Origin of the sequence: Alteromonas halophila (assembly GCF_014651815.1) — a bacterium.
GTDB classification, from domain to species: domain Bacteria; phylum Pseudomonadota; class Gammaproteobacteria; order Enterobacterales; family Alteromonadaceae; genus Alteromonas; species Alteromonas halophila.
This window is the reverse complement of record NZ_BMXP01000001.1, coordinates 280,271-304,053: the sequence shown is the minus strand read 5'-3', so window position 1 is coordinate 304,053 and position 23,783 is coordinate 280,271. Positions and strand designations below refer to the sequence as shown.

19 protein-coding genes are annotated in these 23,783 nt (G+C 49.7%); 10 read left to right on the top strand and 9 right to left on the bottom strand.

Going from position 1 to position 23,783, the window contains the following annotated elements; translation table 11 throughout:
- Window positions 1-3 precede the first annotated feature (3 nt).
- The 3 genes from rsxG to nth are packed head-to-tail and all read left to right on the top strand — an operon-like array spanning window position 4 to window position 2,000.
- Window positions 4-648, top strand: coding sequence for an electron transport complex subunit RsxG (gene rsxG / locus IE054_RS01415; RefSeq protein ID WP_189403302.1), 645 nt, complete (start codon window positions 4-6; stop codon window positions 646-648).
- Complete coding sequence (locus tag IE054_RS01410) at window positions 645-1,337, top strand: electron transport complex subunit E (protein WP_189403301.1); 693 nt, start codon at window positions 645-647, stop codon at window positions 1,335-1,337. Before rsxG ends, IE054_RS01410 begins: the two co-directional genes overlap by 4 nt.
- Before the next feature lie 30 nt (window positions 1,338-1,367).
- The gene (gene nth, locus IE054_RS01405; RefSeq protein ID WP_189403300.1) at window positions 1,368-2,000 is read left to right on the top strand and encodes an endonuclease III; all 633 of its coding nucleotides are present in this window, start codon (window positions 1,368-1,370) and stop codon (window positions 1,998-2,000) included.
- A 74-nt stretch (window positions 2,001-2,074) separates the two neighbouring features.
- Here nth and IE054_RS01400 read toward each other — a convergent pair whose 3' ends face one another.
- Window positions 2,075-4,207: a tetratricopeptide repeat protein gene (locus IE054_RS01400; RefSeq protein ID WP_189403299.1), complete on the bottom strand. Its 2,133-nt coding sequence runs from the start codon at window positions 4,205-4,207 to the stop codon at window positions 2,075-2,077.
- A gap of 343 nt (window positions 4,208-4,550) precedes the next feature.
- Window positions 4,551-5,432: a LysR family transcriptional regulator gene (locus tag IE054_RS01395; RefSeq protein WP_189403298.1), complete on the bottom strand. Its 882-nt coding sequence runs from the start codon at window positions 5,430-5,432 to the stop codon at window positions 4,551-4,553.
- A 151-nt stretch (window positions 5,433-5,583) separates the two neighbouring features.
- On the opposite strand from IE054_RS01395, the gene metE reads away from it, so the two are divergent.
- The 3 genes from metE to glpQ all read left to right on the top strand — a co-directional run bounded on the left by metE (window position 5,584) and on the right by glpQ (window position 9,461).
- Window positions 5,584-7,866: a 5-methyltetrahydropteroyltriglutamate--homocysteine S-methyltransferase gene (metE, locus tag IE054_RS01390; RefSeq protein ID WP_189403297.1), complete on the top strand. Its 2,283-nt coding sequence runs from the start codon at window positions 5,584-5,586 to the stop codon at window positions 7,864-7,866.
- A 201-nt stretch (window positions 7,867-8,067) separates the two neighbouring features.
- The gene (gene gloA, locus IE054_RS01385; RefSeq protein ID WP_189403296.1) at window positions 8,068-8,460 is read left to right on the top strand and encodes a lactoylglutathione lyase; all 393 of its coding nucleotides are present in this window, start codon (window positions 8,068-8,070) and stop codon (window positions 8,458-8,460) included.
- On the top strand, window positions 8,460-9,461 hold the full coding sequence (glpQ, locus tag IE054_RS01380; RefSeq protein ID WP_189403295.1) for a glycerophosphodiester phosphodiesterase: 1,002 nt from the start codon (window positions 8,460-8,462) through the stop codon (window positions 9,459-9,461). Before gloA ends, glpQ begins: the two co-directional genes overlap by 1 nt.
- A 4-nt stretch (window positions 9,462-9,465) precedes the next feature.
- Here the strand turns inward: glpQ and IE054_RS01375 are convergent, their stop codons facing one another.
- Window positions 9,466-10,272 carry a flagellar protein MotY gene (locus IE054_RS01375; protein ID WP_189403771.1) on the bottom strand — a complete coding sequence of 269 codons (807 nt, stop codon included), beginning with the start codon at window positions 10,270-10,272 and terminating at the stop codon, window positions 9,466-9,468.
- 303 nt (window positions 10,273-10,575) lie between these two features.
- Here IE054_RS01375 and rnt point away from each other — a divergent pair, with 303 nt between their 5' ends.
- On the top strand, window positions 10,576-11,229 hold the full coding sequence (gene rnt / locus IE054_RS01370; protein ID WP_189403294.1) for a ribonuclease T: 654 nt from the start codon (window positions 10,576-10,578) through the stop codon (window positions 11,227-11,229).
- 55 nt (window positions 11,230-11,284) lie between these two features.
- On the opposite strand, the gene IE054_RS01365 is transcribed toward rnt, so the two are convergent.
- Window positions 11,285-11,890, bottom strand: coding sequence for a peroxiredoxin (locus IE054_RS01365; RefSeq protein ID WP_189403293.1), 606 nt, complete (start codon window positions 11,888-11,890; stop codon window positions 11,285-11,287).
- A 223-nt stretch (window positions 11,891-12,113) separates the two neighbouring features.
- Here IE054_RS01365 and IE054_RS01360 point away from each other — a divergent pair, with 223 nt between their 5' ends.
- Window positions 12,114-12,308, top strand: a complete 195-nt coding sequence (locus IE054_RS01360) for a bacterioferritin-associated ferredoxin (protein WP_189403292.1) — start codon at window positions 12,114-12,116, stop codon at window positions 12,306-12,308.
- A 118-nt stretch (window positions 12,309-12,426) separates the two neighbouring features.
- Here the strand turns inward: IE054_RS01360 and IE054_RS01355 are convergent, their stop codons facing one another.
- The 5 genes from IE054_RS01355 to IE054_RS01335 form a co-directional block, all read right to left on the bottom strand.
- Window positions 12,427-15,411, bottom strand: a complete 2,985-nt coding sequence (locus IE054_RS01355) for a TonB-dependent receptor (RefSeq protein WP_189403291.1) — start codon at window positions 15,409-15,411, stop codon at window positions 12,427-12,429.
- A gap of 148 nt (window positions 15,412-15,559) precedes the next feature.
- Complete coding sequence (locus tag IE054_RS01350) at window positions 15,560-16,621, bottom strand: FecR family protein (RefSeq protein WP_189403290.1); 1,062 nt, start codon at window positions 16,619-16,621, stop codon at window positions 15,560-15,562.
- A gap of 2 nt (window positions 16,622-16,623) precedes the next feature.
- Window positions 16,624-17,172, bottom strand: a complete 549-nt coding sequence (locus IE054_RS01345; protein ID WP_189403289.1) for an RNA polymerase sigma factor — start codon at window positions 17,170-17,172, stop codon at window positions 16,624-16,626.
- 103 nt (window positions 17,173-17,275) lie between these two features.
- On the bottom strand, window positions 17,276-19,858 hold the full coding sequence (locus IE054_RS01340; RefSeq protein ID WP_189403288.1) for a TonB-dependent receptor plug domain-containing protein: 2,583 nt from the start codon (window positions 19,856-19,858) through the stop codon (window positions 17,276-17,278).
- 345 nt (window positions 19,859-20,203) lie between these two features.
- The gene (locus IE054_RS01335; RefSeq protein WP_189403287.1) at window positions 20,204-20,554 is read right to left on the bottom strand and encodes a Grx4 family monothiol glutaredoxin; all 351 of its coding nucleotides are present in this window, start codon (window positions 20,552-20,554) and stop codon (window positions 20,204-20,206) included.
- Between the two features lie 456 nt (window positions 20,555-21,010).
- Between IE054_RS01335 and sodB the strand changes: the two genes are divergently transcribed.
- Window positions 21,011-21,595, top strand: a complete 585-nt coding sequence (gene sodB / locus IE054_RS01330; RefSeq protein ID WP_189403286.1) for a superoxide dismutase [Fe] — start codon at window positions 21,011-21,013, stop codon at window positions 21,593-21,595.
- A gap of 249 nt (window positions 21,596-21,844) precedes the next feature.
- Entirely contained in the window at window positions 21,845-23,767 is a 1,923-nt protein-coding gene (locus IE054_RS01325; RefSeq protein ID WP_189403285.1) for a PrkA family serine protein kinase, read from the top strand.
- The last annotated feature ends 16 nt before the right edge of the window (window positions 23,768-23,783 follow it).

Below are 23,783 nucleotides of genomic sequence, written 5' to 3'. Positions count from 1 at the left end.
GAGATGCTCTCTGCTATTGCCCGAAATGGTGTCATGCTGGCCTTGTTTGCCATTGTTACCACCGCGTTGATCAGTCTCACGTTCAGTTCTACACGGGATAGAATACGCGACCAGCAGCAACAGCGTCTGCTGGCGGTGCTCGGTGAAGTGATCCCACCGGCACTACACGACAACCTCCTCTACCAGAATTGTACACAAATTACCGATCCGCGCCTTGGCTCCGCACAACCACACCGAGTCTATCGTGCGTACCAGGGCCAGCAACCCGTGGCACTGGCCGTTGAAACCACGGCACCCGATGGCTACAGTGGCAACATTGAGCTGGTTGTGGGCATTAGCATGGCAATGGATGTACTTGGCGTGCGGGTGATCGAGCATAAAGAAACACCCGGCCTGGGGGACAAAATCGAAACCAGTGTAAGTGATTGGATCTATCGCTTCAGTGGCATGACATTTAACCCGGATAAGCTGTCAAAATGGCAGGTTAAAAAGGATGGCGGTGTGTTTGATCAGTTCACAGGCGCCACGATCACGCCCCGTGCTGTGGTCAGCGCCGTGAAAAATACGCTGATACTGGTCGAGCAGGAGCGTACACAGCTCCTGAAAGCTAACAACCTCTGTGCGCCAGATAAAGGTGAGGCGTCATGAACGACTATAAAGATATTACCCTGCAGGGAATGTGGAAAAATAATCCGGCGCTGGTCCAGTTGCTGGGGTTATGTCCACTGTTGGCCGTTACCGCCACCTTTATCAACGGACTGGGTCTTGGCATTGCCACCATGCTTGTTTTAATCGGCAGCAATATCACTGTATCGCTTATCCGAAACCTGGTTCGCAATGAAATCCGCATCCCGGTATTCGTGATGATCATTGCCGCTTTTGTCACCATTATCCAGCTATTAATGAATGCGTTCACCTACGAGTTATATCTGTCGCTGGGCATTTTTATTCCGTTAATTGTGACCAACTGCGCCATCATAGGTCGCGCAGAAGCCTTTGCGTCGAAAAATACGCCCGGTATCGCCGCCTTTGACGGACTAATGATGGGCCTGGGCTTTGCCCTGGTGCTGGTGGTACTTGGCGGCATGCGTGAAGTGCTGGGCGCCGGAACCCTGTTTGCCGGCGCTGACCGGTTGTTCGGGCCGGTTGCAGAAAGCTGGACACTGACGCTATTTAAAACTGACAGCCCGTTTTTACTGGCAATTTTACCACCTGGCGCGTTTCTGGGAATGGGCCTGCTGATCGCCGTAAAAAATATCATCGACGCTAAACTGGCGGCCCGTACACCTAAACAGACAGAAAAAGCCACCCGGGCCCGGGTCACAGCCGATACCTGATTAACTAGTGCAGAGACGAGCGATAACACCATGAATAATGCAAAACGCCGTGAGATCCTGACCCGTTTACGCGACGCCAACCCCCACCCTACTACGGAGCTCAACTTCGACAGCCCTTTTGAGCTGCTGGTTGCAGTAACATTATCGGCACAGGCAACTGACGTCGGCGTGAACAAAGCGACGGCCAGACTGTTTCCGGTCGCCAACACTCCTCAGGCAATTGTCGACCTGGGTATAGAGGGACTGGCGGAGTACATCAAAACCATCGGCCTTTACAATTCCAAGGCCAAAAATGTCCATCGCTTAAGCCAGATCCTGGTCGAGCAGCATCAGGGCGAAGTGCCCGAAAGCCGCGAAGCACTCGAAGCATTGCCCGGCGTCGGACGTAAAACCGCCAACGTGGTGCTCAACACTGCCTTCGGCTGGCCCACTATTGCCGTGGACACCCACATCTACCGCGTGAGTAATCGCACCAAATTTGCCATGGGAAAGACCGTGGAAAAGGTAGAAGAGAAACTGCTTAAAGTGGTACCAAAGGAATTTAAAGTGGATGTTCATCACTGGTTGATATTACACGGACGTTATACCTGCATTGCCCGCAAGCCCCGCTGTGGTTCGTGCATTATTGAAGACTTATGTGAATTTAAAGATAAGACAGATTAAGCGACGATGTTTAAACGTCAGCCGAAGTAAGCTTTTGAGACTTTATAGCCCTTTGTTAAACACCTAACAGCTATCTACTCCGACGACCATGCGGGGTTAACCAGTGCTGGATTCCATTGTGCATATGTTCTTTGCAAAAAGTCGTTGGCTTTATCGGTAAACTCCGGCAGATCACGAACACCATAATATACAGGTGATGTATGCAAAAAGGCTTCGATTCCGATGAAGCTTGTAGACATTGAGTGTAGCGATTTCTCGAACATCGCAGCCATTTGCGACTGGGAATAACTACCATCCAAATACATCATTAACATACACCGCGGATAACCGGCCCCCGGGTAGCGACACCCCCTCAGGTCTATATTCATCAACGGCTTTAATGCCTGTGCAAACGAAGGATCACCCTGACGTTTTTTAATTGCAGCATACAACAGAATATTCCAGTAGTTGAAGTCCTCTTCCTGCCACTGCTTAGCGGCCTCAGAAGCGTTTAACTTATAAACCTCTTCAAAAAGGCGAAAGTCACCCTGTAGTAGTTCTAGCGCAATACGCGCTTGCGTTTTCGTTTTTTCGCTTATTTCGTACCGCGCCAGGAGCGACATCTGCTTAGGGCTTAGCGCCTGATTTTGCTTGAGCAGTTCAAGCAAAACCAGGCTATCAATCACATCCCGCTCCGCCTCCGGCGATGAACGCAACGCTTGTTTCAGGTGCTCAAAGGCGCTATCGATATTGCCACCTACCAGGTGAAGCCCTGCGGATACAATAGCAATATAATCCACTTCTGGCCTTGGACCAGCGTAGCTTTCAATGTACTGCAGTGTATCTTCAAGCTTTAGCGCATATCTGAACTCAGTGTTGATACGATAAAAAAATAAACTCCCGTCATCAGGAAACTTTTGCTCATACTTGCGTGCGAGCGACCTGGCCTCCTCATAGCGTCCGGTGACACCATATAAATTCATCAAGTTGGCATAGTTTATTCTGCTTTCGGGATTGGTCTTTATTATTTTTTCACGTTCACGAATAACCCGATCGTAATCCTGAAGGCTCAGCAGATAGATATTTTGAACAAGAGGATCACTGGGCGCGAGCTGATAGGCTTTTTCATACAGCCGATTGGCGATACCTTTTTTGTTCTGCTTTTCTGCATAGTCAGCCAGAACCAAAAATTTCAATGGGAAATTAGGTGCCGAAAACAATGGCCAAAGCAGTCTATCTTTGTTTTCGTCCTGCTCTGTAATGGTAAAACCACCGTAATCAGTCGCGAGCCTGTACACCATGTACAATTGTGCTCTGGCCAGATGAAACTGCTCATCCAACGCAATTGCCTGTTGTAATAAGCGGGCTGCTTGCTGAAGCGCTTCGGGGTTACGCTGATACTGTAATTCACGACCCTGAACAAACAATTCATAGGCTTCAGGATCACTGGTCATCCCCACTTCATGGGATACATCGCCTGGCAATAAGTTGAGTTTCAGTGCCTGCGTAATTGCATAGGTCAGTTCATCCTGAACGGCAAAGATACTATCGAGGGTTCTGTCGTAGGTTTGCGACCAGATATGCGCACCACTTGCCACTTCAATCAGCTGCGCGGTAATTCGCAGCTTGTCTTTATCTTTGCGCACGCTGCCTTCAAGCACGTAATTAACGTTCAGTGCACGCCCTATGTCACGAATGTCGGTGTTGCTGTTTTTAAAATTAAATGACGAGGTGCGGGCAATCACCACTAACTGGTCTAACCGTGCCAGTGAATTAAGAATTTCCTCAGCAATGCCATCACCAAAGTAGCCCTGCGACTTATCCGGACTCATATCCTCAAATGGCAATACGGCGATCGATCGTTCTAAACTGTCATCGGTATTTGCGAGGAAAATCTTTTCGTAGGCGATGAAGCCCAAAGCTAATACCAACGCTATGATTAATATATAGTTTATTTTACTGCCGGTATGCTCAGAAATAGACTCATTACTATCCACCTCATGCGTGCGTTTAAGCCCTTCAGGGGTAAGTTCAAACGCCCACGCAAAAATGCACACGAACGGAAAAGCAATCGCCAGAATAACTGTTGTAATGGTGCTGAATAAAACAGGCAGGTGTAAGGAGGGTGAAATCACCGAAACAATTTGCAGGATAATCCAGCAGGTGACCAAATAGACACTGGCAACCTTAAATACGTTGCGTCGTTTTAACTCAGTAAAAAGCGTCATGCGTCCTGCTCATTATTTTTAAGTATTAAACATAATGGATTAGCAGGCGCAGTTCAAATTTTATCCAGCAAGTAAAACTGCTTATAATTAGCGGTCAATAAACCTTAACGTTGTGCGTTCTAATGCATTAATGAACCTAAAGACCATTCGAGAGTAAGACTCTGACGGGCACCCTTTTACGGTTTTATCTAACCCTGTGCTCTGAGTACCCTTTGTAATAAACGGGGTTGCAATTGCCTTAGCGTACAAGACATATGTGAGTATAAAAACAAGACAGGCGTTTACCACAGCGAGTTAGCCGGTATTTACGTTGAGTAACCAGCCAGTCTGAGGACTCACAGGCCTAACGGATGGTGCGCGCCAGATTGATAAACTCGTCAATAAAACGACTGTTGTCTTCGCCCGCCCGCAGCCCGAGATGGATTTGTTTGTAGAGCCCGTCTCCCAAACGTACACTTTTTATCGGCAAGGTCTGCGCATATTCATCTGCCAGCCAGCCTGGCAGTGCACACATGCCCCGGCCAGCCGCCACCATTTGCAACATGATTTCTGTGGTTTCCATTATCTTGTGCTGCCTGACAGTACACTGCGCCGGATGCAGAAACTGACTGAAAATATCAAGCCGCTGGGGCTCTACCGGGTAGGTATAAAGCACTTCGCGACTAAGTTGCTCGGGTGCCACCGTCGTTTGACTGGCAAGCGGGTGCGAGGCAGACACCACCAGCCTGTGCTCATAATCGAAAACCGGAATATACTTCACATTATCCGTGAACAGCGGATCGGGTGTCACAAGCAGATCTATGTCATAGTTCAACAATGCGCCTAAACCACCGAACTGAAAGGCTTGTCTTACGTCCACATCGACTTGCGGCCAGTTCTGCAAAAAAGGTTCTATGACTTTCAATAACCAGCGGTAGCAGGGGTGACATTCCATACCTATCCGTAATATGCCCTTTTCACCACTGGCGATATGACCCAGAAGCTGTTCGGTGTGAAGAAACTGTGGCAGCACTCTGTTTGCCATCTTCAGAATTTGCTCACCGGCAAGTGTCAGCCGTAGTTGTCTTCCTTCTTTTACCCATACATTAATCGACAACTGACTTTCTAACTTTTTGATACTGTGGCTCAGTGCAGACTGGGAAAGATGCAGCGCCTCAGCGGCCTGCGTAAGTGTGCCGTGCTTTTCAATGGCGGCCAGAATTTCTAAATGACTTCGCTCAAGCATACGCCATGCCCCCTCTCGCGCTACCTACTCATGAATTTTATTCATCGCTGCGTGCAAACATATCACTATTTTTCTGCATAGCAACCACTAATATACATCCAGACGTCTACACATCCCTTTGTATTTTTCTCATGAAAATAAGGAATTAACCATGACTATTATCCACAACCTTGGCTTCCCAAGAATTGGCCCAAAACGCGAGCTGAAGTACGCTTTGGAATCATTCTGGCGCGGGGAAACTGACACAGAGACACTAACGCAGCAAGCACGGAGCCGCTTCCTTCAGAACCTGGCATCGCAAGCTAATCTTGACTATCAACCCGTTGGCGATTTTTCGTTATATGATCATGTGCTCGATCACACGCTGATGTTCAATAATGTGCCGTCCCGCTTCAAGGCCGATGCCAATACTCCCTTACAATCTTATTTTCGTATGGCGCGGGGACGTGCGCCACATGACAGCCCTGAGATGCAGACGACCGCCGGTGAGATGACAAAGTGGTTTGATACAAATTACCACTATATCGTCCCTGAATTTGATCGGGATACCACGTTTTCACTTAACGACAAACCGCTGATCAAGCAGATCCATCAGGCCAGGGAGCAGGCATTTAACGCCAAGCCAGTATTGATCGGGCCCGTCACTTACCTGTGGCTCGGGAAAGTTAAAGACGACACTGACCCATTGTCGCTGTTGAATGCTCTTTTGGTGCAATATCAGCAGTTGCTGGAAAACATTGCACGTTGTGGGGTCGAATGGGTTCAGATCGATGAACCAGTGCTTGCTACCGACTTACCGGCCACCTGGCAAAATGCATTTAATGTGGCCTATCAGACGCTATCCCAGAGTCGCGTCAAATTGTTGCTCACCACCTACTTTGGCAAGTTGGGCAATAATGTAAATCTGGCTACTCAATTGCCGGTTGCCGGCCTTCACGTCGATGCTGTGCGGGGACGTAGTGATGTTGAAGCTGTATTAAGGCAACTGCCGGCAACGAAGGTTTTATCTTTAGGTGTAATTGACGGACGAAATATCTGGAAAACCGATCTCAGTGCAACACTGGACTTCCTTGAGCCTGTCGCCGCACAGCTTAATCATCGCTTATGGCTGGCGCCCAGTTGTTCGTTGTTACACGTGCCCGTTGACCTCGATCATGAAACCGCAATGGATCCCGAACTTAAAAGCTGGCTGGCGTTCGCCACGCAGAAGCTTGACGAGCTCGGTGTGCTAAGCCAGGCACTAAAACACGGACGGGCAAGCGTTGCTGATGCGCTCAACAAAAACCAGTGCGCCCTTGAATCACGCCGGGCGTCAGACCGCGTACATAACCGCTGCGTGCAACAGCGCGAAGCGTCAATTAACAGGAAGGACTTACAACGCCAGTCTGAATTCAGCCAGCGCAAGGCAATACAGCAGGCGGCGCTGAAACTGCCTTTATACCCTACCACGACCATTGGCTCTTTCCCGCAGACATCAACCATCCGTGATCTGCGCAGACAGCTCAGGCAGTCACATATTGATGAGCACGACTACAGGCAGGCGATAAAAGCCTGTATTGCTGAGTGTATTGAACAGCAGGAGCAGCTTGGACTGGATGTTCTCGCCCACGGCGAGGCAGAGCGCAATGATATGGTGGAATACTTTGGTCAGTTGCTGGGCGGGTTTGCATTCACCGAATCAGGCTGGGTTCAGTCCTATGGCTCACGCTGTGTGAAGCCGCCGGTTATCTTTGGTGATGTACACCGTCCGAAAGCAATGACGGTTGACTGGACTTGCTACGCTCAGTCGCTGACACAAAAACCGCTAAAAGGAATGCTGACCGGTCCGGTCACTATGCTCAACTGGTCATTTGTCCGCGATGATCAGCCACACTCAACCACCTGCCGCCAGATCGCGCTGGCGATCCGTGATGAGGTGCTGGCACTTGAGCAGGCAGGCATCAAACTCATCCAGATTGACGAGGCCGCACTGCGCGAAGGCCTGCCATTGCGACAGGATGAATGGCAGAAATACCTGAGATGGTCGGTTGATGCGTTCCGACTGGCAGCAAACGGTGTCAGTGACACCACACAAATTCACACCCACATGTGCTATGCAGACTTTAACGATATTATACACTCTATTGCCCGGCTCGATGCCGATGTCATTAGTATCGAAACGTCGCGGTCAGAGATGGCTTTGTTAGACGCATTCACTCACTTTGATTACCCCAATGACATTGGCCCAGGGGTGTACGATATCCATTCCCCAAATATTCCGGACACCCACAGTATCGTTAATCTGCTTCAGAAAGCCGCGGAAAAGCTCCCGCAGGACCAATTATGGGTGAATCCTGACTGTGGTTTAAAAACACGACGCTGGGAAGAAGTGATACCTGCACTTAAGAACATGGTCGCCGCGGCCAGGCAGTTACGCCATCGCGCAACTGCCTGACACATCTGCCTGGAATCACTAAAGGCCGGGGCTGGCTGCTACCCGGCCTTTTGTCTGAATAAATCAATCTGAATACCTGCAACCAATGTCGGCCTGTTCCACCATTCCCGCCCGTATCCGATGAACGTTATTGATTGCCTGTCATATTTGTTTAAGGTGGGTGTCCTGTAATAACAAGTGGCTGCAAGAAAAGGAAAATCAATGAGAATGTTACACACCATGCTGCGGGTTGAGGATCTTGACCGCGCACTGGCTTTTTATGTCGATGTGATGGGTATGTCATTGCTGCGCAAATCAGACAATCCCGATTACCGCTACACGCTGGCTTTCGTGGGCTACGCTGATGAAAGTGAACAGGCCGTGCTGGAGCTAACCTATAACTGGGACGGTCAGACCTATGATAAGGGCAATGCCTATGGCCATGTTGCCTTTGAAGTAGATAATATTTATGACTTCTGTGCACACCTTGAACGTCAGGGGGCGGATGTGTACCGCAAGCCCGGCCCGGTAAAAGGCGGCAGCACCGTGATTGCGTTTGTTCGCGATCCGGATGGCTACGCGATTGAGCTAATTGCACCAAAGGACAAAAGCTAATGCACCGGTACTATCGGGCGCTGATTCGCGCTGTCTTTTTCGTGTCAGCGTTGCTGATCGTTAGCAGTCCGTCTCAGGCCTTTGATATTATTGCTCACCGCGGCGCGTCCGGCTATCTGCCGGAACATACCCTGGCCGCCGCGACACTTGCTCATGCGCAGGCGCCGGATTATATCGAACAGGATGTGGTACTAAGTCGCGACCACATTCCCATCGTCCTGCACGACATCCATTTAGAAACGGTGACAAACGTCGAATCCGTGTTTCCCGAGCGGGCACGCAAAGACGGCCGCTTTTATGCTATCGACTTCACGTTGGCCGAACTTAAAACACTGCGTATTCATGAGCGCCACAATGCCGAGGGTAAAGCTGTGTTTCCGTCGCGGTTTGGCAGTGAGCGTACCGATTTCAGAATTGCCACATTGCGGGAGCATATTGAGCTCATCGTTGAGCTCAACCGACTTACCCATAGCACAGTGGGTTTTTACACTGAAATTAAGTCGCCGTCCTGGCACAAGCGTCAGGGCGCCGATATCAGCAACATTGTGCTGAACACGCTGGCGGACTATGGTCTTACTGCCAACGATGCCAACCTGATTCTGCAGTGCTTTGATTTAAAAGAAATTAAGCGAATTCGTGATGAACTGAACTATACCGGCAAGCTGATTATGCTGATTGGGGATAACAGCTGGCAGGAATCGGATACCGACTATCAGGCGCTTCGAACGGTCCGCGGCATTGATACCCTTACCCCCTACGTCGACGGCATTGGCCCCTGGATCACGCACCTTGTCAGTGCGTCACAGGACATACCTGACTGGCTGCAACGGGCAAAAACAAAGGGGCTGATTGTTCATCCCTACACGTTTCGGACGGATGCCCTGCCAGGGAAAATGACATCCATACAGCTGCTGTCATTACTCAAAGAGCAGCTCGCCGTAGATGGCGTGTTTACCGACCAGGTGCCTGCAGTGAAAGCTTACCTGCACGGGCGAGACTGACCCGTTACGACTTGGACAGTCTCACCACGACACGGCGGTTTTTAGCACGGGCATCGCTGGTATTGTTCGGCGCAATATGACGGCGCTCGCCATGCCCGGTAACTTCAATTCTTTGAGCCGGAATACCCAGCGCGGAGAAGTATTCTTTGACTGCGTTGGCACGGCGTAAGGAAAGCTGCTCGTTATTCCAGCGTCCGCCGTAGCTGTCGGTATACCCATCGAGCAAGACCAGTTCCAGGTCTGCGTCTTCTTTGAGATACTCACCTATCATGTTTAACCGCTTCTGCGAATATTTGGTGAGATCGGTACTGTTTTTCTCATAAGAGAGCACCGTATACGCAATATCTTCAAAACTGTACGGCAGTAAATTTGAAACGCAGCGAATAAACTCACGGTACTGCGGGGTAAAATTACTGGCGTTAAGTGCCACACTGACTTTATCGTAGCGGTTATACCAATCCTGATAATATATGGTCGGCCAGAAGCCTTTTTCCAGCTCAGACAACATCGTCCAGGCGGCTTTTTCAGGTAAATCGCCGTTGTACTGTTTACGTACCTGCATCTCGGCGATGGGTTTGGGTGTGCGCCCAGGCATCCAGGTCGGAGGTACCGAATAAACGGCTGCGACACCAAACTCGCGGGGCAATACGTGCATATCCAGCTCAAACGCCATATTAAGCTGCTTTGACGCCACACTGGTAAAGACGGCATCACCGTAGCCCGGAACGTTATGTTCAAGCGCGCACTGCAGACGGTTCTCGTTAACCACCTGCCAGTCAGAATCCTCTACCGGGGCAGCATACTGACGCATCGATCCCTGCGCGCATGCACTCAGCCCGGTCAGACAGATTATCAGTATACGTAAAATCACTTACACCTTCCTTTACAACAATGCACAGACACGTAAATACGCCTTGGTCTTCATAGTATCGTCATTTTTGCACAAAAGTTTAACCCAATGGCCTACTTTTTACCCGGCATAAGGTCGTGTGGTAGATACTTTGCCGCGTAGCTGTAATAATTGCGTCCCAGCAATGGCCGTGTGCCATTGTTCAAGTTTCAACCCCTTGACCGGCGTGAAGCCGTCCCGTCAATGCCATCTGCGAAGGATATTATGTCAGACACCGTCAACAAGCTATCGACCCGGTTTCGCGGGTACTTTCCTGTCATTATCGATGTAGAAACTGCGGGATTTAATGCACACACAGATGCGCTGTTAGAGATTGCAGCGGTAACTGTGCGGATGGATGACGATGGCCTGTTGCATCCGGATGCCGCGTTTCATCACCATGTCACCCCGTTTGAGGGCGCCAACCTGGAGCCGGCGGCACTGGAATTTAATGGTATTGATCCCGATTGCGCCCTGCGCGGTGCCATTGAAGAAAGTGAGGCAATGAAGGCGTTATGTAAGGATGTCCGCAAAGCCCAGAAAAACGCGGACTGTCAGCGTTCTGTCATTGTTGCGCATAATGCCGCGTTTGATCACGGCTTTGTCAATGCGGCGATTGATCGCAGTAAGATAAAGCGCACACCGTTTCACCCGTTTGTGTCGTTTGATACGACCAGCCTGGCCGGGCTCGCTGTAGGCCAAACTGTGCTGGTGAAAGCCTGTCGGGCTGCGGGTATCGAGTTTGATCAAAATGAGGCGCACAGCGCATTGTACGATGCAACAAAGACCACCGAACTGTTTTGCTACATTGTCAATCGCTATCGCAACTTAGGGGGATGGCCATTGCCAGAAGAGGAAACGCCGGCGCAGAACAACTAAAAAGCTATTCCCTGACCGGAAGAAAACCGGCCCTGATGGGCCGGCTGTATCTGTTTTACAGTTTGTCAGCTTCTTCTGACAGGTACTTAGCAACACCCTCAGGGGATGCATCCATACCGGATTTGCCTTCTGTCCAGCCTGCCGGGCAAACTTCACCGTGCTCTTCATGGAACGCCAGTGCATCAACCATACGCAGCATTTCGTCAATATTACGGCCTAACGGCAGATCATTAACGACCTGATGGCGCACCATGCCTTCTTCATCAATCAAAAAGGAACCACGGAACGCAACACCTGCATCTGGATGTTCAACGTCATAAGCCTGGCAAACTTCGTGCTTCACATCTGCAACCAGCGTGTATTTAACCTGACCAATACCACCGTCATTCACCGGCGTATTACGCCATGCATTGTGCGAAAACTGTGAGTCGATAGAAACACCAATAACTTCTACGCCACGCTTTTGAAATTCTTCAAAGCGCTTGTCAAAAGCAATCAGTTCTGACGGGCAAACGAAAGTGAAGTCCAGCGGATAGAAAAACAGCACCGCTTTTTTGCCTTTGATCGTGTCAGCAAAGTTGAAATCTTCAACAATTTCGCCGTTGCCTTTAACTGCAGCTGCTGTGAAGTCTGGGGCCTTACGGCCAACTAATACGCTCATTGTTCGCTCCATTTTTAATTCATTATGATTATCGCGGCATTATTATATGTGCCACGCTGCTAATATTGGTCCGACTGACAAGATCACAACCGCCTGAGTCAGAATATCTGGTCTGATGTGGAGATTTATGAACAGACTGATGAATCGGCAATCATAAATGATCCGCTTGCAATGAACTCAAATAACAACTATTATCATTTTCACTAATTAAGTGAGGTCGCTAATGTTCGTTTGCATGTGTTACGGGGTCACCGACAAAGACATTCGCCACGCCGTTCAGAATGAAGGGGCTGGGAATATCCGTGAGTTGCGCAAGCAACTTGATCTGGGCAGCCAGTGTGGAAAATGTATACATATGGCACAGCAAATTATTGATGCAACGATCATAGACGAGACCCTCTTTCACGAAGTGTGTTAAGAAAGTTTCTTACAAGGGCGACGGCCATGGTCTGCGAAACCTGCCTTGCGACTAAGCACTTCAGGACCCGCTGAGTGATGACAGACTTATTCGCATCTTCCTTAACCCTTTTCCGTCATCAGAACGCCAGTCTGGTCCCAAGGTAATAAAATGCACCGTTAATCCCCGACGGTGATGTAGACGGATAACGTGCTCCCACCACTCCCTGATAGGGATTTTCATCTGGCCGGCGATCAAACAGGTTATTTGCACCTAATGTTAGTGACCACATATCAGTTACCTGCCAGCGGACATCCGCGTCAAGGGTCGTGATACTGCCGCTCTCTATGTCAAAGCCTGCAGACGCATCCAAATGATCCTCGTAAAAGCCAGCGTAGTGGTTGAGCCGCCACACCAGTGACAATGCGCCTTGTTTTTGCGTCCAGGTTAAGCTGCCTCTGTAGGCAGGCAGATTATCTTCCAGCATACGAATACGTGCTGTTGTCAGGTTCGGTGTCAGGACACGCTCTGATTCAACTACCGCCGGGTATAGTGTGACCCGCTCAACCTGCGTGTCTGTCCAGTTAAATGCCCCAACCAGGTTATGCTGCCACGCGCCAACGCCAAAATCATAGTGCAACACCAGGTCCACGCCCTGAGTACGGGTATCGAAGTCATTGGTAAAGTATTTTGCTGCATTGTACGTCGCCGCCTCTGGCCGGCCTTGCGCATCTAACACCTGAATGTCTTCATCGGTAAGAGGAATCGCTGATGTCGTGCTGATCCGGTCTGACAGACGGATATTGAAATAGTCAAAGGTGAGTAAAAATTTTTCGTCCAGCTGATACACCACGCCAAGACTGAGATTAACCGACTCTTCAGGAGTCAGAGGTGTCGCCCCCAACTGTTGTGAAATCAGATCGGTAGGCGGCAGGGTTGCCTGATCTTCCAGACCATTGGCACCATAGGCAGTCGTCACATTAATCACATTGCTTTGCCCTACGGTCGGTGCTTTGAAACCGGTACTTAACGATCCTCTCAACGCAAACGCCTCGTTGAGCATGTAGCGGGTACTGATTTTACCATCAAAGGTAGTACCAAAATCAGAGAAACGTTCAACCCGGGTAGCAACGCCCAGTTGCCAGTCTGGTGTCGGATACAGCTCGACATCGGAATAAAGTGCCCAGTTTCTGCGGCTCCAGTGCCCGGCAGATTGCGGTTGATAGCCCGGAAACCCATTAGAGCCGACACTGAAGCCCTGAGACAATTCTGACTCACTGTTATAGGCAAACCGGCCAGCAAGGTAGGACGCCTCATCGCCTGCTTTCTGGAAGTACGTTTCCCGGCGCCATTCTGCACCAATCGCCACACTAAGCATTTCCTCCATTCCGATGTCCAGCAGACGCACAAAATCCAGGTTCACGGTACGTTCAACCTGACTCACACTGCCGGGCGAAAACCGGGTCGGCGAGGACGGCCCTAATGACGGATTCACCGTCTCACTCAAGGCGTACTCGATATCGGAATACCCTACTCCGGCACTCAGTTCCACCGACCAGCCAGAACGAAGTTCACTGGTGACACCCACAAACGCAGCTACGTCTGTCACGGTCCCCCCAAAACGGGGGGTAAAGCCTCCCGGATACCACTCATTATACGCAAAGCAGTTCTGTCCGAGTGCCGTGCTGTTATCGGCAATACGTTGATAATCCGGATTTTCCAGGACGTTATCACCAGAAATAAAGATCTGTGGGCAAGCAATACCCTGGTCCAGCCCGTCCAGATCGGCGACTAGCAGTACCGGGTCCTCTGACACCGCACTTTCCCGGCTGAACACCCCCTGACGCAAATGTGGGTGACGATAATAAAAGCCACCGTGGATTTCACGTCGCGCCACATTGGCAAACGCAAACCCCTCTGTTGTCGCCGATATTTCCCAACCTAAATTTGCCGCAAATTTAATATCGCTGTCCACGTCCAGCGTTCCCCAAACTTGCGCAGGATTGGCAATGTACGGGTTACCTGCATCAGTCAGGGCCTGCGCATCATCGCGCTGCACAGAGCGGGAGGTCGCATTTTGCTGCCGGTACTCCGCAGTAAGATTGGCAAAGCCCTTTTCGCCCAGCGGCAAACCAACATTTCCCTGAATTTGCAGCAGTTCTCCGTCTCCCTCACCGTATTGTCCGCTCTGCACACTAACGCTGCCCCCCTCACGGGCATCTTTGAGCACAAAGTTGATCACACCGGCAATGGCATCAGAGCCATATTGTGCAGCAGCGCCATCGCGCAACACTTCCACCTGCTTCAGTGCATAAGCAGGGATCACCGATATATCGGGGCCCTGAGCGCCATCCGACAACCCGCCGCCAAGAAACGTGATCACAGCAGAGCGGTGCCGCCGCTTTCCATTAAGCAGCAATAAGGTGTGATCAGAGGCCATGCCACGCAAATTGGCAGGCCGTACCAGGCTGGTGGCATCGTTTATAGGCTGGTCATTAACATTCAGCGACGGGACCAGCGCGCTTAACATCGACAGCGTATCGGTATCACCCTGAGCGCCCAGTGTTTCAGCAGACAAGATGTCCAGCGGAACCGGAGACTCTGCAACACTGCGCGGGGAATTCCGGGTCCCGACCACGGCAATTCGCTCAAGTCCATGATTAGCATTGGTGTCTGACTGCTGCTCTGTCTGCGGCGCCGGCGTCCTGACTGTAAGACTGTCGCGGGAACGAATACTGATACTGCCATTGTCGTCAGTTGTGACAGCAAGTGCTGTGCCCTCAAGCAATGAGCGCAGCGCGTCATTGAGGGTAAACGTGCCCTGCAGAGAATTCGTTTTTACCTGTTTTGCCAGTTCGAACGGAAAAAGAAGGGTTATATTGGCCTGTTTGGCCAACTCGGTAAGTGCGGCATTAGCGTCCTGTGCCGGAATATCAAAGCGAAACGTAGATGTTGCGGGCGCTGCAGAAGCGCTGCCAAGCGTGAACAAAATAGGAAACCAAATCAGCCAGATACCCGCACGCCGTGAGCCACTGCGATAAAATCCGCAGACCTGACAGGCTGTTTGGATAATGGGCAAACTAAACAAGGCATTAACTTCGCGGCAGGTATTCAGGAAAAACATAGTGTCACATTGCTGCAATATTCACCAGTGTATGAGGGCGTCTATCAGTGGCATACATTGGTGAAGCGGCTGCTGTGTTGAGTCATCAACCGGCACACTACAGATTCGCGCCGCTTAATATCAGTACGGCGCGTAATAAACAGGCCGCTTAGCTGCTGCCGGCGGTGGACAACAGGATACTGCTCTCACCTAGCTTCTGATGCTCGATATTAAAACTGTTTTTCAGTGCCGACAGCAAGCCATCAATATCGCCGACCCGAAAGTAGCCCGCTACCCGACGTTGCTTAAGTGCAGGATCCTGTACAGAGAAACGAACCGGGGTATAGCGACCAATTTCTTCAAGCACGGCCGAGAGTGGCTCACCTTTAAACACGATCATGCCCTTTTGCCAGGCAAGATCATCATCAATATCTGTTTGCGTGAGGTTATTGCGGGCCTCTACATCCCCTTTCACCTTCGCCTTCTCTCCGGCGACCATCAACAGTCCCCGGGCTGTCTCACTGTTATCGGAGAACAGTGATTCATTGTCAGCTAAAGGCGTAAATCGGTCATTAACCAGTACTTTGCCCTCTGTTACCACCAACTCAAAGGCCTGATCATCCACGTACTGCATATTGAACGCCGTTCCTACTGCCGTAACCCGGTTCTCACCGGCTGTGACCGTAAACGGGCGCCCCTCATCGTGCGCCACCTCAAAATGGGCTTCGCCTTTCAACAGCACAATATCGCGCGACGCATTACTGTAGGTGACTGACAACAAGGAATCGGTGTTTACGTGCAATTCAGAGCCATCGGCAAGCACCACATTTTTCTGTTCACCCACGCCAGTACGAATCTGCTCGACGGTTTTGGCGATGCTCGTATCCGGCTGGAAAATCACATGATTGATGATTAGGCTCACGCCCACTACCGCAAGCATAAAACCTGCAGCAACACTCCAGCGTGCCTGATTCACAAGGCGCTTTACACGGCCGCTGTCCTGTTTGGTTTTTGTTTGTGGGAACAGACCACTGAGTTCATTAAGCACACTCATATCATCCCACAGGCTGGCCGCATCAAACAGCGCCTTACGATGCGCCTGACTTGCGGCAACCCACGCATCAAGGGTCTGTTTCTCTGACGCTGATAAGCCGCGATCCAGACGGCTTATCCACAAGCACGCCTGCTCCTCGAGATCGTCTTTACTGGAGAACTGCCTTATATTACTCATGATTACTGCTTTTTTATGTCCTTGGAAGCGATTTCGCGACTGCTATTTTGCGAGGCTTCTTTTAAAAACCGGGAACAGTGCAACAGGCCTTTAGCGACATGTTTTTCCACGGTGCTCTCACTGATCCCAATAAGGTCAGCAATATCTTTTTGTTTCATACCATACACTTTTTTGAGTAAAAATACCCGTTTGACATCGGCGGACAAGCTGTCTGTTGCACGACAAAAGTGAATAAATCGCTCTTTACTTTCTACATGTTTATCAAGGCTATAGCCTACGAGTTCATGGGGTAACGAATCCATGTTATCGACGCTCAGATTGTGCTGACTGGCGGCACTTTTGACGTGATTAATCGCCAGGTTGCGCACCGTTTTCAGCATGTACGTCCGCTCATACTGAATTTCCTGTTTGAGCTGAGCCTCATAGCTTTTTATAAACGCTTCCTGCACGATATCTTCAATATCGTCACCGCTGACAATCGGGCTTATTGCCTTTCGCAGCCGGTTACGGTACTTCAGAAATGTCTCAGTCAGTGTTGACGTTGTGCGCATAATTGTAACGGTGTTCCATTGCGGGTGTCGAAGCCCGTCTGTTTTTATTGTGTGTTATACCATGAAAGGGGGCATGCGCCCCCTTTTTTATGTCGGTTTCTGATTAAAAGGTATATAAGCCTCTCACGTAATAGAAACCACCATTGATCCCGATGGGAGACGTCGTCGGGTACAATGAACCTGCAATGCCCTTCCACTGGGTATTTTCGTCCGGATACTCATCCAGCGCGTTTTTCGCACCTAGCACCACTGAAAAGTTTTCTGACACATCATAGCCCAGCTCAAGGTCCAGGGTCATTTCTGAACCGATGTTCTCAATTGGTAAGCCAGAATCCAGGTGGTCCTCATAAATGCTGCCGTAATAATTCAGGCGTCCCAGAACACGCCAGTCACCATTGGTATGATTGGCGGTCAGGCTATAACGCACCGATGGCAGGTTATCTTCCAGCATGCGAATACGGAATGATGAAATATTGTCTGACGCTTCATCAACCGTAGTGTCCGTCCAGTTGTATGCCAGCGAGAACTTGGTATCGCCACCCAGCATTTCCATCGAGTAGTTGGCAACCACGTCCACCCCTTCCGTGGTAGTGTCAAAGTCGTTGGTGAAGAAACTGATTTCAGAGAAGCTTGAGGCATCAGTAATGCCCTGTGCAAGCAGCGTCTGAATGTCTTCCTCGGTTAACGAAATACCTGATGCTGTACTCAAGCGGTCAGTCAGTTCAATGTGGTAGTAATCCGCGGTGATAAACAAGCCATTTTCGAAATCAGCCACCACACCAAAGGTAATACTTTCTGACTCTTCCGGTGTTAACTGCTCACCGCCTTTCAGCTGCGATACCGGATCGGTCGGCGGCAGTGTCGCACGGTCAATCAGTCGTCCGTCGGTACCAAAGGCAGTCGTCACGTTTCTTACGTTACTTTGCCCCAGCGTAGGTGCTTTGAAGCCGGTTGAGAACGCGCCGCGAAACGCGATACTTTCCATGGCCTGCCAGCGAAATGCAATTTTACCTTTAGTGGTGTTACCAAAATCGGAGAAGTCTTCATAACGTAACGCACCGGCCAGCATAAAGGTTTCGGTCAGGTATGACTCAACATCAAGATAAAAAGCGATATTGTGACGAGAGACCTCGCCCTGGCTGTCTGGCGCCAGGCCTGGGAAGCCGTTTGAGCCAATCCCAAAGCCCTGCTTGGCCAGCGGACCAATGGTGTACGAGTCGGGGTCTCCGGCCTTACTTTCATAAGTTTCATGTCGGTACTGGAAACCACCCGACACATACACGGGCTCATATAATCCCACATCAACCGGTTTGGTCAGGTCAATATCCAGCGTTTGTTCTGACTGGATGTATTTACCCGGCGCAAATTCAAAAGGCGTGTCCGGGCCCAGAGACGGGTTAATGGTGTTTGAAATAGCGTACTCAATTTCGTTCTGACCCAGATTGACACTGACGTCATAGGAAATCTCGTTAACCCACTCGCCGCGCGTACCAAATACCAGCGACATATCTGTAACGGTACCGCCAAAACGTGGGGTAAAACCACCAGGCAGGATTTCGTTAAAGGCGAAGCAATCCGGATTATTGGCAACTTCATTGATATAACGCGGGTTCTCAAGCACGTTGCTGCCGACCTGGATGTCAGTGGGACAGTTACCTGACATGTCGCCGGTTAAATCACCCACCAGCAATAGCTGATTACCATCTTCATCAATCCCCCCGTTGTTAACCCCGCCTCGGTTATGCGGGTTACGGTAGTAAAAGCCACCTTCTACTTCGCGTTCTGCGTAGTTACCAAACAGGTAAGCTTCGCTGTCATTGCCAAGGTCTAAACCAAGATTGGCAAACAGCTTGATGTCATCTTTGATCTCCGGTGAGCCCCAGATTTGCGCAGGATCGGCAACCGCCGTATTACCACCAGCTATCAACCCGGCGGCATCATCACGCTGCACACTGCGCGACGTCGGATCGGCGGTACGATATTCGGCTGTTACATTAACAAAGCCGGCATCGGTTAACGGCATCCCTACATTGCCTGAGAACTGCACCATATCGCCATCGCCCTCATAGAAAGAACCATAGCGCGCCTCGAAGCTGCCGCCTTCATCAGCATCTTTCAGTACAAAGTTAATAACCCCGGCAATGGCGTCTGAGCCATATTGCGCAGCGGCACCGTCACGCAGCACTTCTACCTGTTTTAGTGCCGCAGCCGGAATGACAGAAATGTCCGGCCCCTGGGCACCGTCCGACAACCCACCGCCTAAGAATGTAATAACCGCCGAACGATGACGGCGTTTACCGTTGACCAGCACCAGCGTGTGGTCCGATGCCATACCGCGCAGGTTAGCCGGACGTACCAGGGTCGACGCATCGTTAATAGGCTGGTCATTGACGTTAAACGACGGTACAACCGTCTGCATCATGGAAGCCATGTCTGTGGCGCCCTGACTTTTGAACTCTTCGTCTGAAATGATATCAATGGGAACGGCCGACTCCCCAACCGAACGAGGCGCTGCACGCGTACCTACGACCGCTATTTGCTCATAACGTTCTTCAAGATCGGGGTCAGTTTCGTTCTCTTCGTTTTGCTGCGCGAAGGCCACATTGGACGCCAGCAATGAGACTGCTGCTGACGCAGCGAACACCTGGCGAACGTGTTTCGTCAATAAACTTAAGGATGTTTTCATAGTGGTTTCCCGGAATGTTTTCCTCTGAGAGTAGCCTGTTAGTCAGGTTCAGATTTACTCAGACTGTTGTTGTTTTAAACCTATCTTTTGCACTGACAATACGGCGGTCAGCCATTCCGGTTATAGGATGTAAATATTTAAAAAACAAACGTTTTTACAAAAAAACACTATTTATTTTTTACCCGTAGTGGATTTCGTTTTGTGGATTGTCTATTAGTATTTGGGGAGTAAAAAAGGCAGGGTTTTACACTATTTTTTAGCCGTTTCAGAGGCCACAACATTTTTTCCTAAAATAAAAAAAACCGCTCTGACGAGCGGCTTTTGATATCAGCTTAATTGGGTCGATCACTCTTCGCTTTTATGTTTCTCAGCCGTTTCTTTTATCAATGGTTGCAATTCATTCTGCTGATGCATCTCTAGGATAATGTCACAGCCCCCAACCAGTTCACCGTCAACCCATAGTTGTGGGAAGGTTGGCCAGTTTGCATGTTTAGGCAGCTCGGCACGAATATCCGGATTTTGCAGAATATCGACGTAAGCAAACGGTTCGCCACATGACATCAGTGCTTGTACGGCCTGGGCCGAGAAGCCACAGCTTGGCAGCTTCGGTGATCCCTTCATGTAAAGCAGAATTGGGTTTTCAGCGATTTGTTGCTTGATATTGTCAAGCGTTGACGATGTATCGGTATTCTCCATTAGAACCTCTTTGCAGCTTTATTTACCAGTAACGTGGGCACGTTCTGGTGAGATTTCAAGGAACTGTAGCATATTATGCTTAAGGAAAGTGCGAATGCATCTATAATACGGTGTGATTGCTGAAAAGCAAAACTGCGAGGCAGGCGCCGCCGTAAATGGTCGCCGTCTTCGCGTAGCAGTCTAAGGCGGCACAAAGAGTGATCTGAAAACGCCTTATTCGGCTATGATCACTAATTGCTGATATAGGGAACACAGCACGCTGACGCAGGATGCGAAGGGGCATGGGTGGTGAAAGGATCACCAAAACGCCCACTAAAAGGAATTTTTCATAACTTTGTCATTGAGTTATCGGATTTAGCCCTTATCTTTTTAGACGCTAAGACCAGTGTTGGCTGACACAGCACAGAGTAATTCTGGTGTCCCGACACACTACACAAACCCAACATGGAGACTCGTATGGCTTTTGAATTACCAGCATTACCTTATGAAAAAAATGCTTTGGAACCACATATCTCATCTGAGACATTGGACTACCACTATGGTAAACACCATGCCACTTACGTAACCAAGCTAAACGGCCTGGTAGAAGGCACTGACATGGAAAACAAAAGCCTTGAGGAGATCATCAAGTCTTCTGATGGCGGCGTTTTCAATAATGCAGCACAAATCTGGAATCATACGTTTTACTGGCACTGCCTGAGCCCGAATGGTGGTGGTGAACCAACAGGCCCGCTGGCTGATGCAATCAACGCAAAATGGGGCTCATTTGACGATTTCAAAGCAGCCTTCAACGACAAAGCAGTTAATAACTTCGGTTCCAGCTGGACATGGCTGGTAAAAACTGCAGACGGCTCACTGGATATCGTAAATACCAGCAATGCTGAAACCCCGATTTCTGGTGATGCGCACCTGCCACTGCTAACTGTCGATCTGTGGGAACATGCCTACTACATCGATTACCGCAATGCGCGTCCTAAGTACCTTGAAGGTTTCTGGGCCCTGGTTAACTGGGAATTTGCCAGCGAAAATTTCGCTAAGTAAGGGTGACTGACACTCATCGTTAAAAACCTGCCATTCGGCAGGTTTTTTTATTTCCGGGCCCCTAAGACCAGCCACTTCGCAACCCCTTACAGCACGCTGCTCTCCTTACCATTTTTCGCAAAAGTTTACTTTTTCTTTAAATACTTATGACAAAAATGCAACTTTAATCTGAGTAATATTTCATCTCTTTTTTTAAAATACCGTCTAAGCTGAAAGATACGGGGAACCGTTTTTTTCTTAGGGGTATTCATGGGTATTTTTGAGCATTATCAAAGTCGCTATGAGGAGCGTAAACAGGAAGAGTTCACCATCAAGGAATTTCTGGAAATTTGTAAGTCAGATCCAATGGCTTACGCCAATGCCGCCGAGCGCTTACTGCACGCTATAGGCGAACCGGAAATGATAGATACGTCCACAGATCCGGCATTAAGCCGCATTTTTTCAAACCGCGTCATCGCACGCTATCCCGCATTCAGTGAGTTCTATGGTATGGAGGAAGCGATAGAACAAATCGTCTCATACCTACGCCACGCAGCGCAGGGACTGGAAGAGAAAAAACAAATTCTGTACTTACTCGGGCCAGTCGGTGGCGGTAAGTCCTCCCTTGCAGAGCGGCTTAAAGAGCTGATGCAAAAAGTCCCTATTTACATGCTTAAAGACTCACCGGTCAATGATCATCCATTTTGCCTGTTCGATCTGCAGGAAGACGGCAGGCTCCTTGAGCAGGAGTACGGTGTTCCCCAGCGCTACCTGAAAACCATTATGTCGCCCTGGGTACGCAAACGACTGCACGAATTCAATGGCGATATTTCAAAATTTAAGGTAGTACGGGTCTATCCATCCGTGCTCGATCAGACAGGCATTGCCAAAACCGAGCCCGGTGATGAGAACAACCAGGATATTTCATCGCTGGTGGGCAAGGTCGATATCCGGCGTCTTGAACAGTTCGCTCAGAACGATCCTGACGCGTACAGCTACTCTGGCTCGTTATGTAAAGCGAATCAGGGTCTGATGGAATTCGTGGAAATGTTTAAAGCCCCCATCAAAGTGCTGCATCCTTTGCTGACCGCTACTCAGGAAGGTAATTACAATCCTACCGAAGGATTTTCGGCCCTGCCCTTTGACGGCCTGATTCTGGCTCACTCTAATGAATCGGAGTGGCAATCCTTTCGCAACAATAAGAATAATGAGGCCTTTCTGGACCGGGTATATATCGTCAAAGTGCCTTACTGCCTGCGCGTGTCAGAAGAAATAAGGATTTATCGCAAATTGCTGGATAACAGTGAACTGAGCGGCGCGCCATGTGCACCGGATACACTGGAAAGCCTGGCACAGTTTACGGTGCTTTCGCGGCTTAAAGAACCGGAAAACTCCAGTATTTATTCAAAAATGCGGGTGTATGATGGCGAAAGCCTCAAAGATACCGATCCTAAAGCCAAGTCCTATCAGGAATACCGTGACTATGCCGGTGTTGATGAGGGCATGGAAGGCTTATCAACCCGCTTCGCATTCAAAATCCTCTCGCGCGTATTTAACTTCGATCACCAGGAAGTGGCCGCCAATCCCGTCCATCTGTTCTACGTACTTGAACGACAGATCGAACGCGAACAGTTTCCGCAGGAAGCCGCTGATCGTTACCGCGAATTTCTGAAAGGCTACCTAATTCCACATTATGTTGAATTTATCGGTAAAGAGATCCAGACCGCTTATCTCGAGTCGTATTCTGAATATGGGCAAAACCTGTTTGACCGCTATGTCACTTATGCCGACTTCTGGATCCAGGATCAGGAATACCGGGATCCAGAAACCGGGCAGCTATTTGATCGTGAGTCGCTGAATGCCGAGTTAGAGAAAACCGAAAAACCCGCCGGAATCAGCAATCCGAAGGACTTTCGGAATGAAATTGTCAACTTTGTATTGCGTGCCCGCGCCAATAACGGAGGCAAGAACCCGACCTGGACCAGTTATGAAAAACTGCGCTCAGTGATTGAGAAAAAAATGTTCTCAAACACCGAGGATTTACTCCCGGTTATTTCATTCAACACCAAAGGCTCATCCGAAGACAAGAAAAAACACGACGACTTCGTCAATCGCATGACCGAAAAAGGCTATACGCAAAAACAAGTCCGGCTATTGTGTGAATGGTACTTACGCGTAAGAAAAGCGTCGTAAGGCAGGCACGTATTAT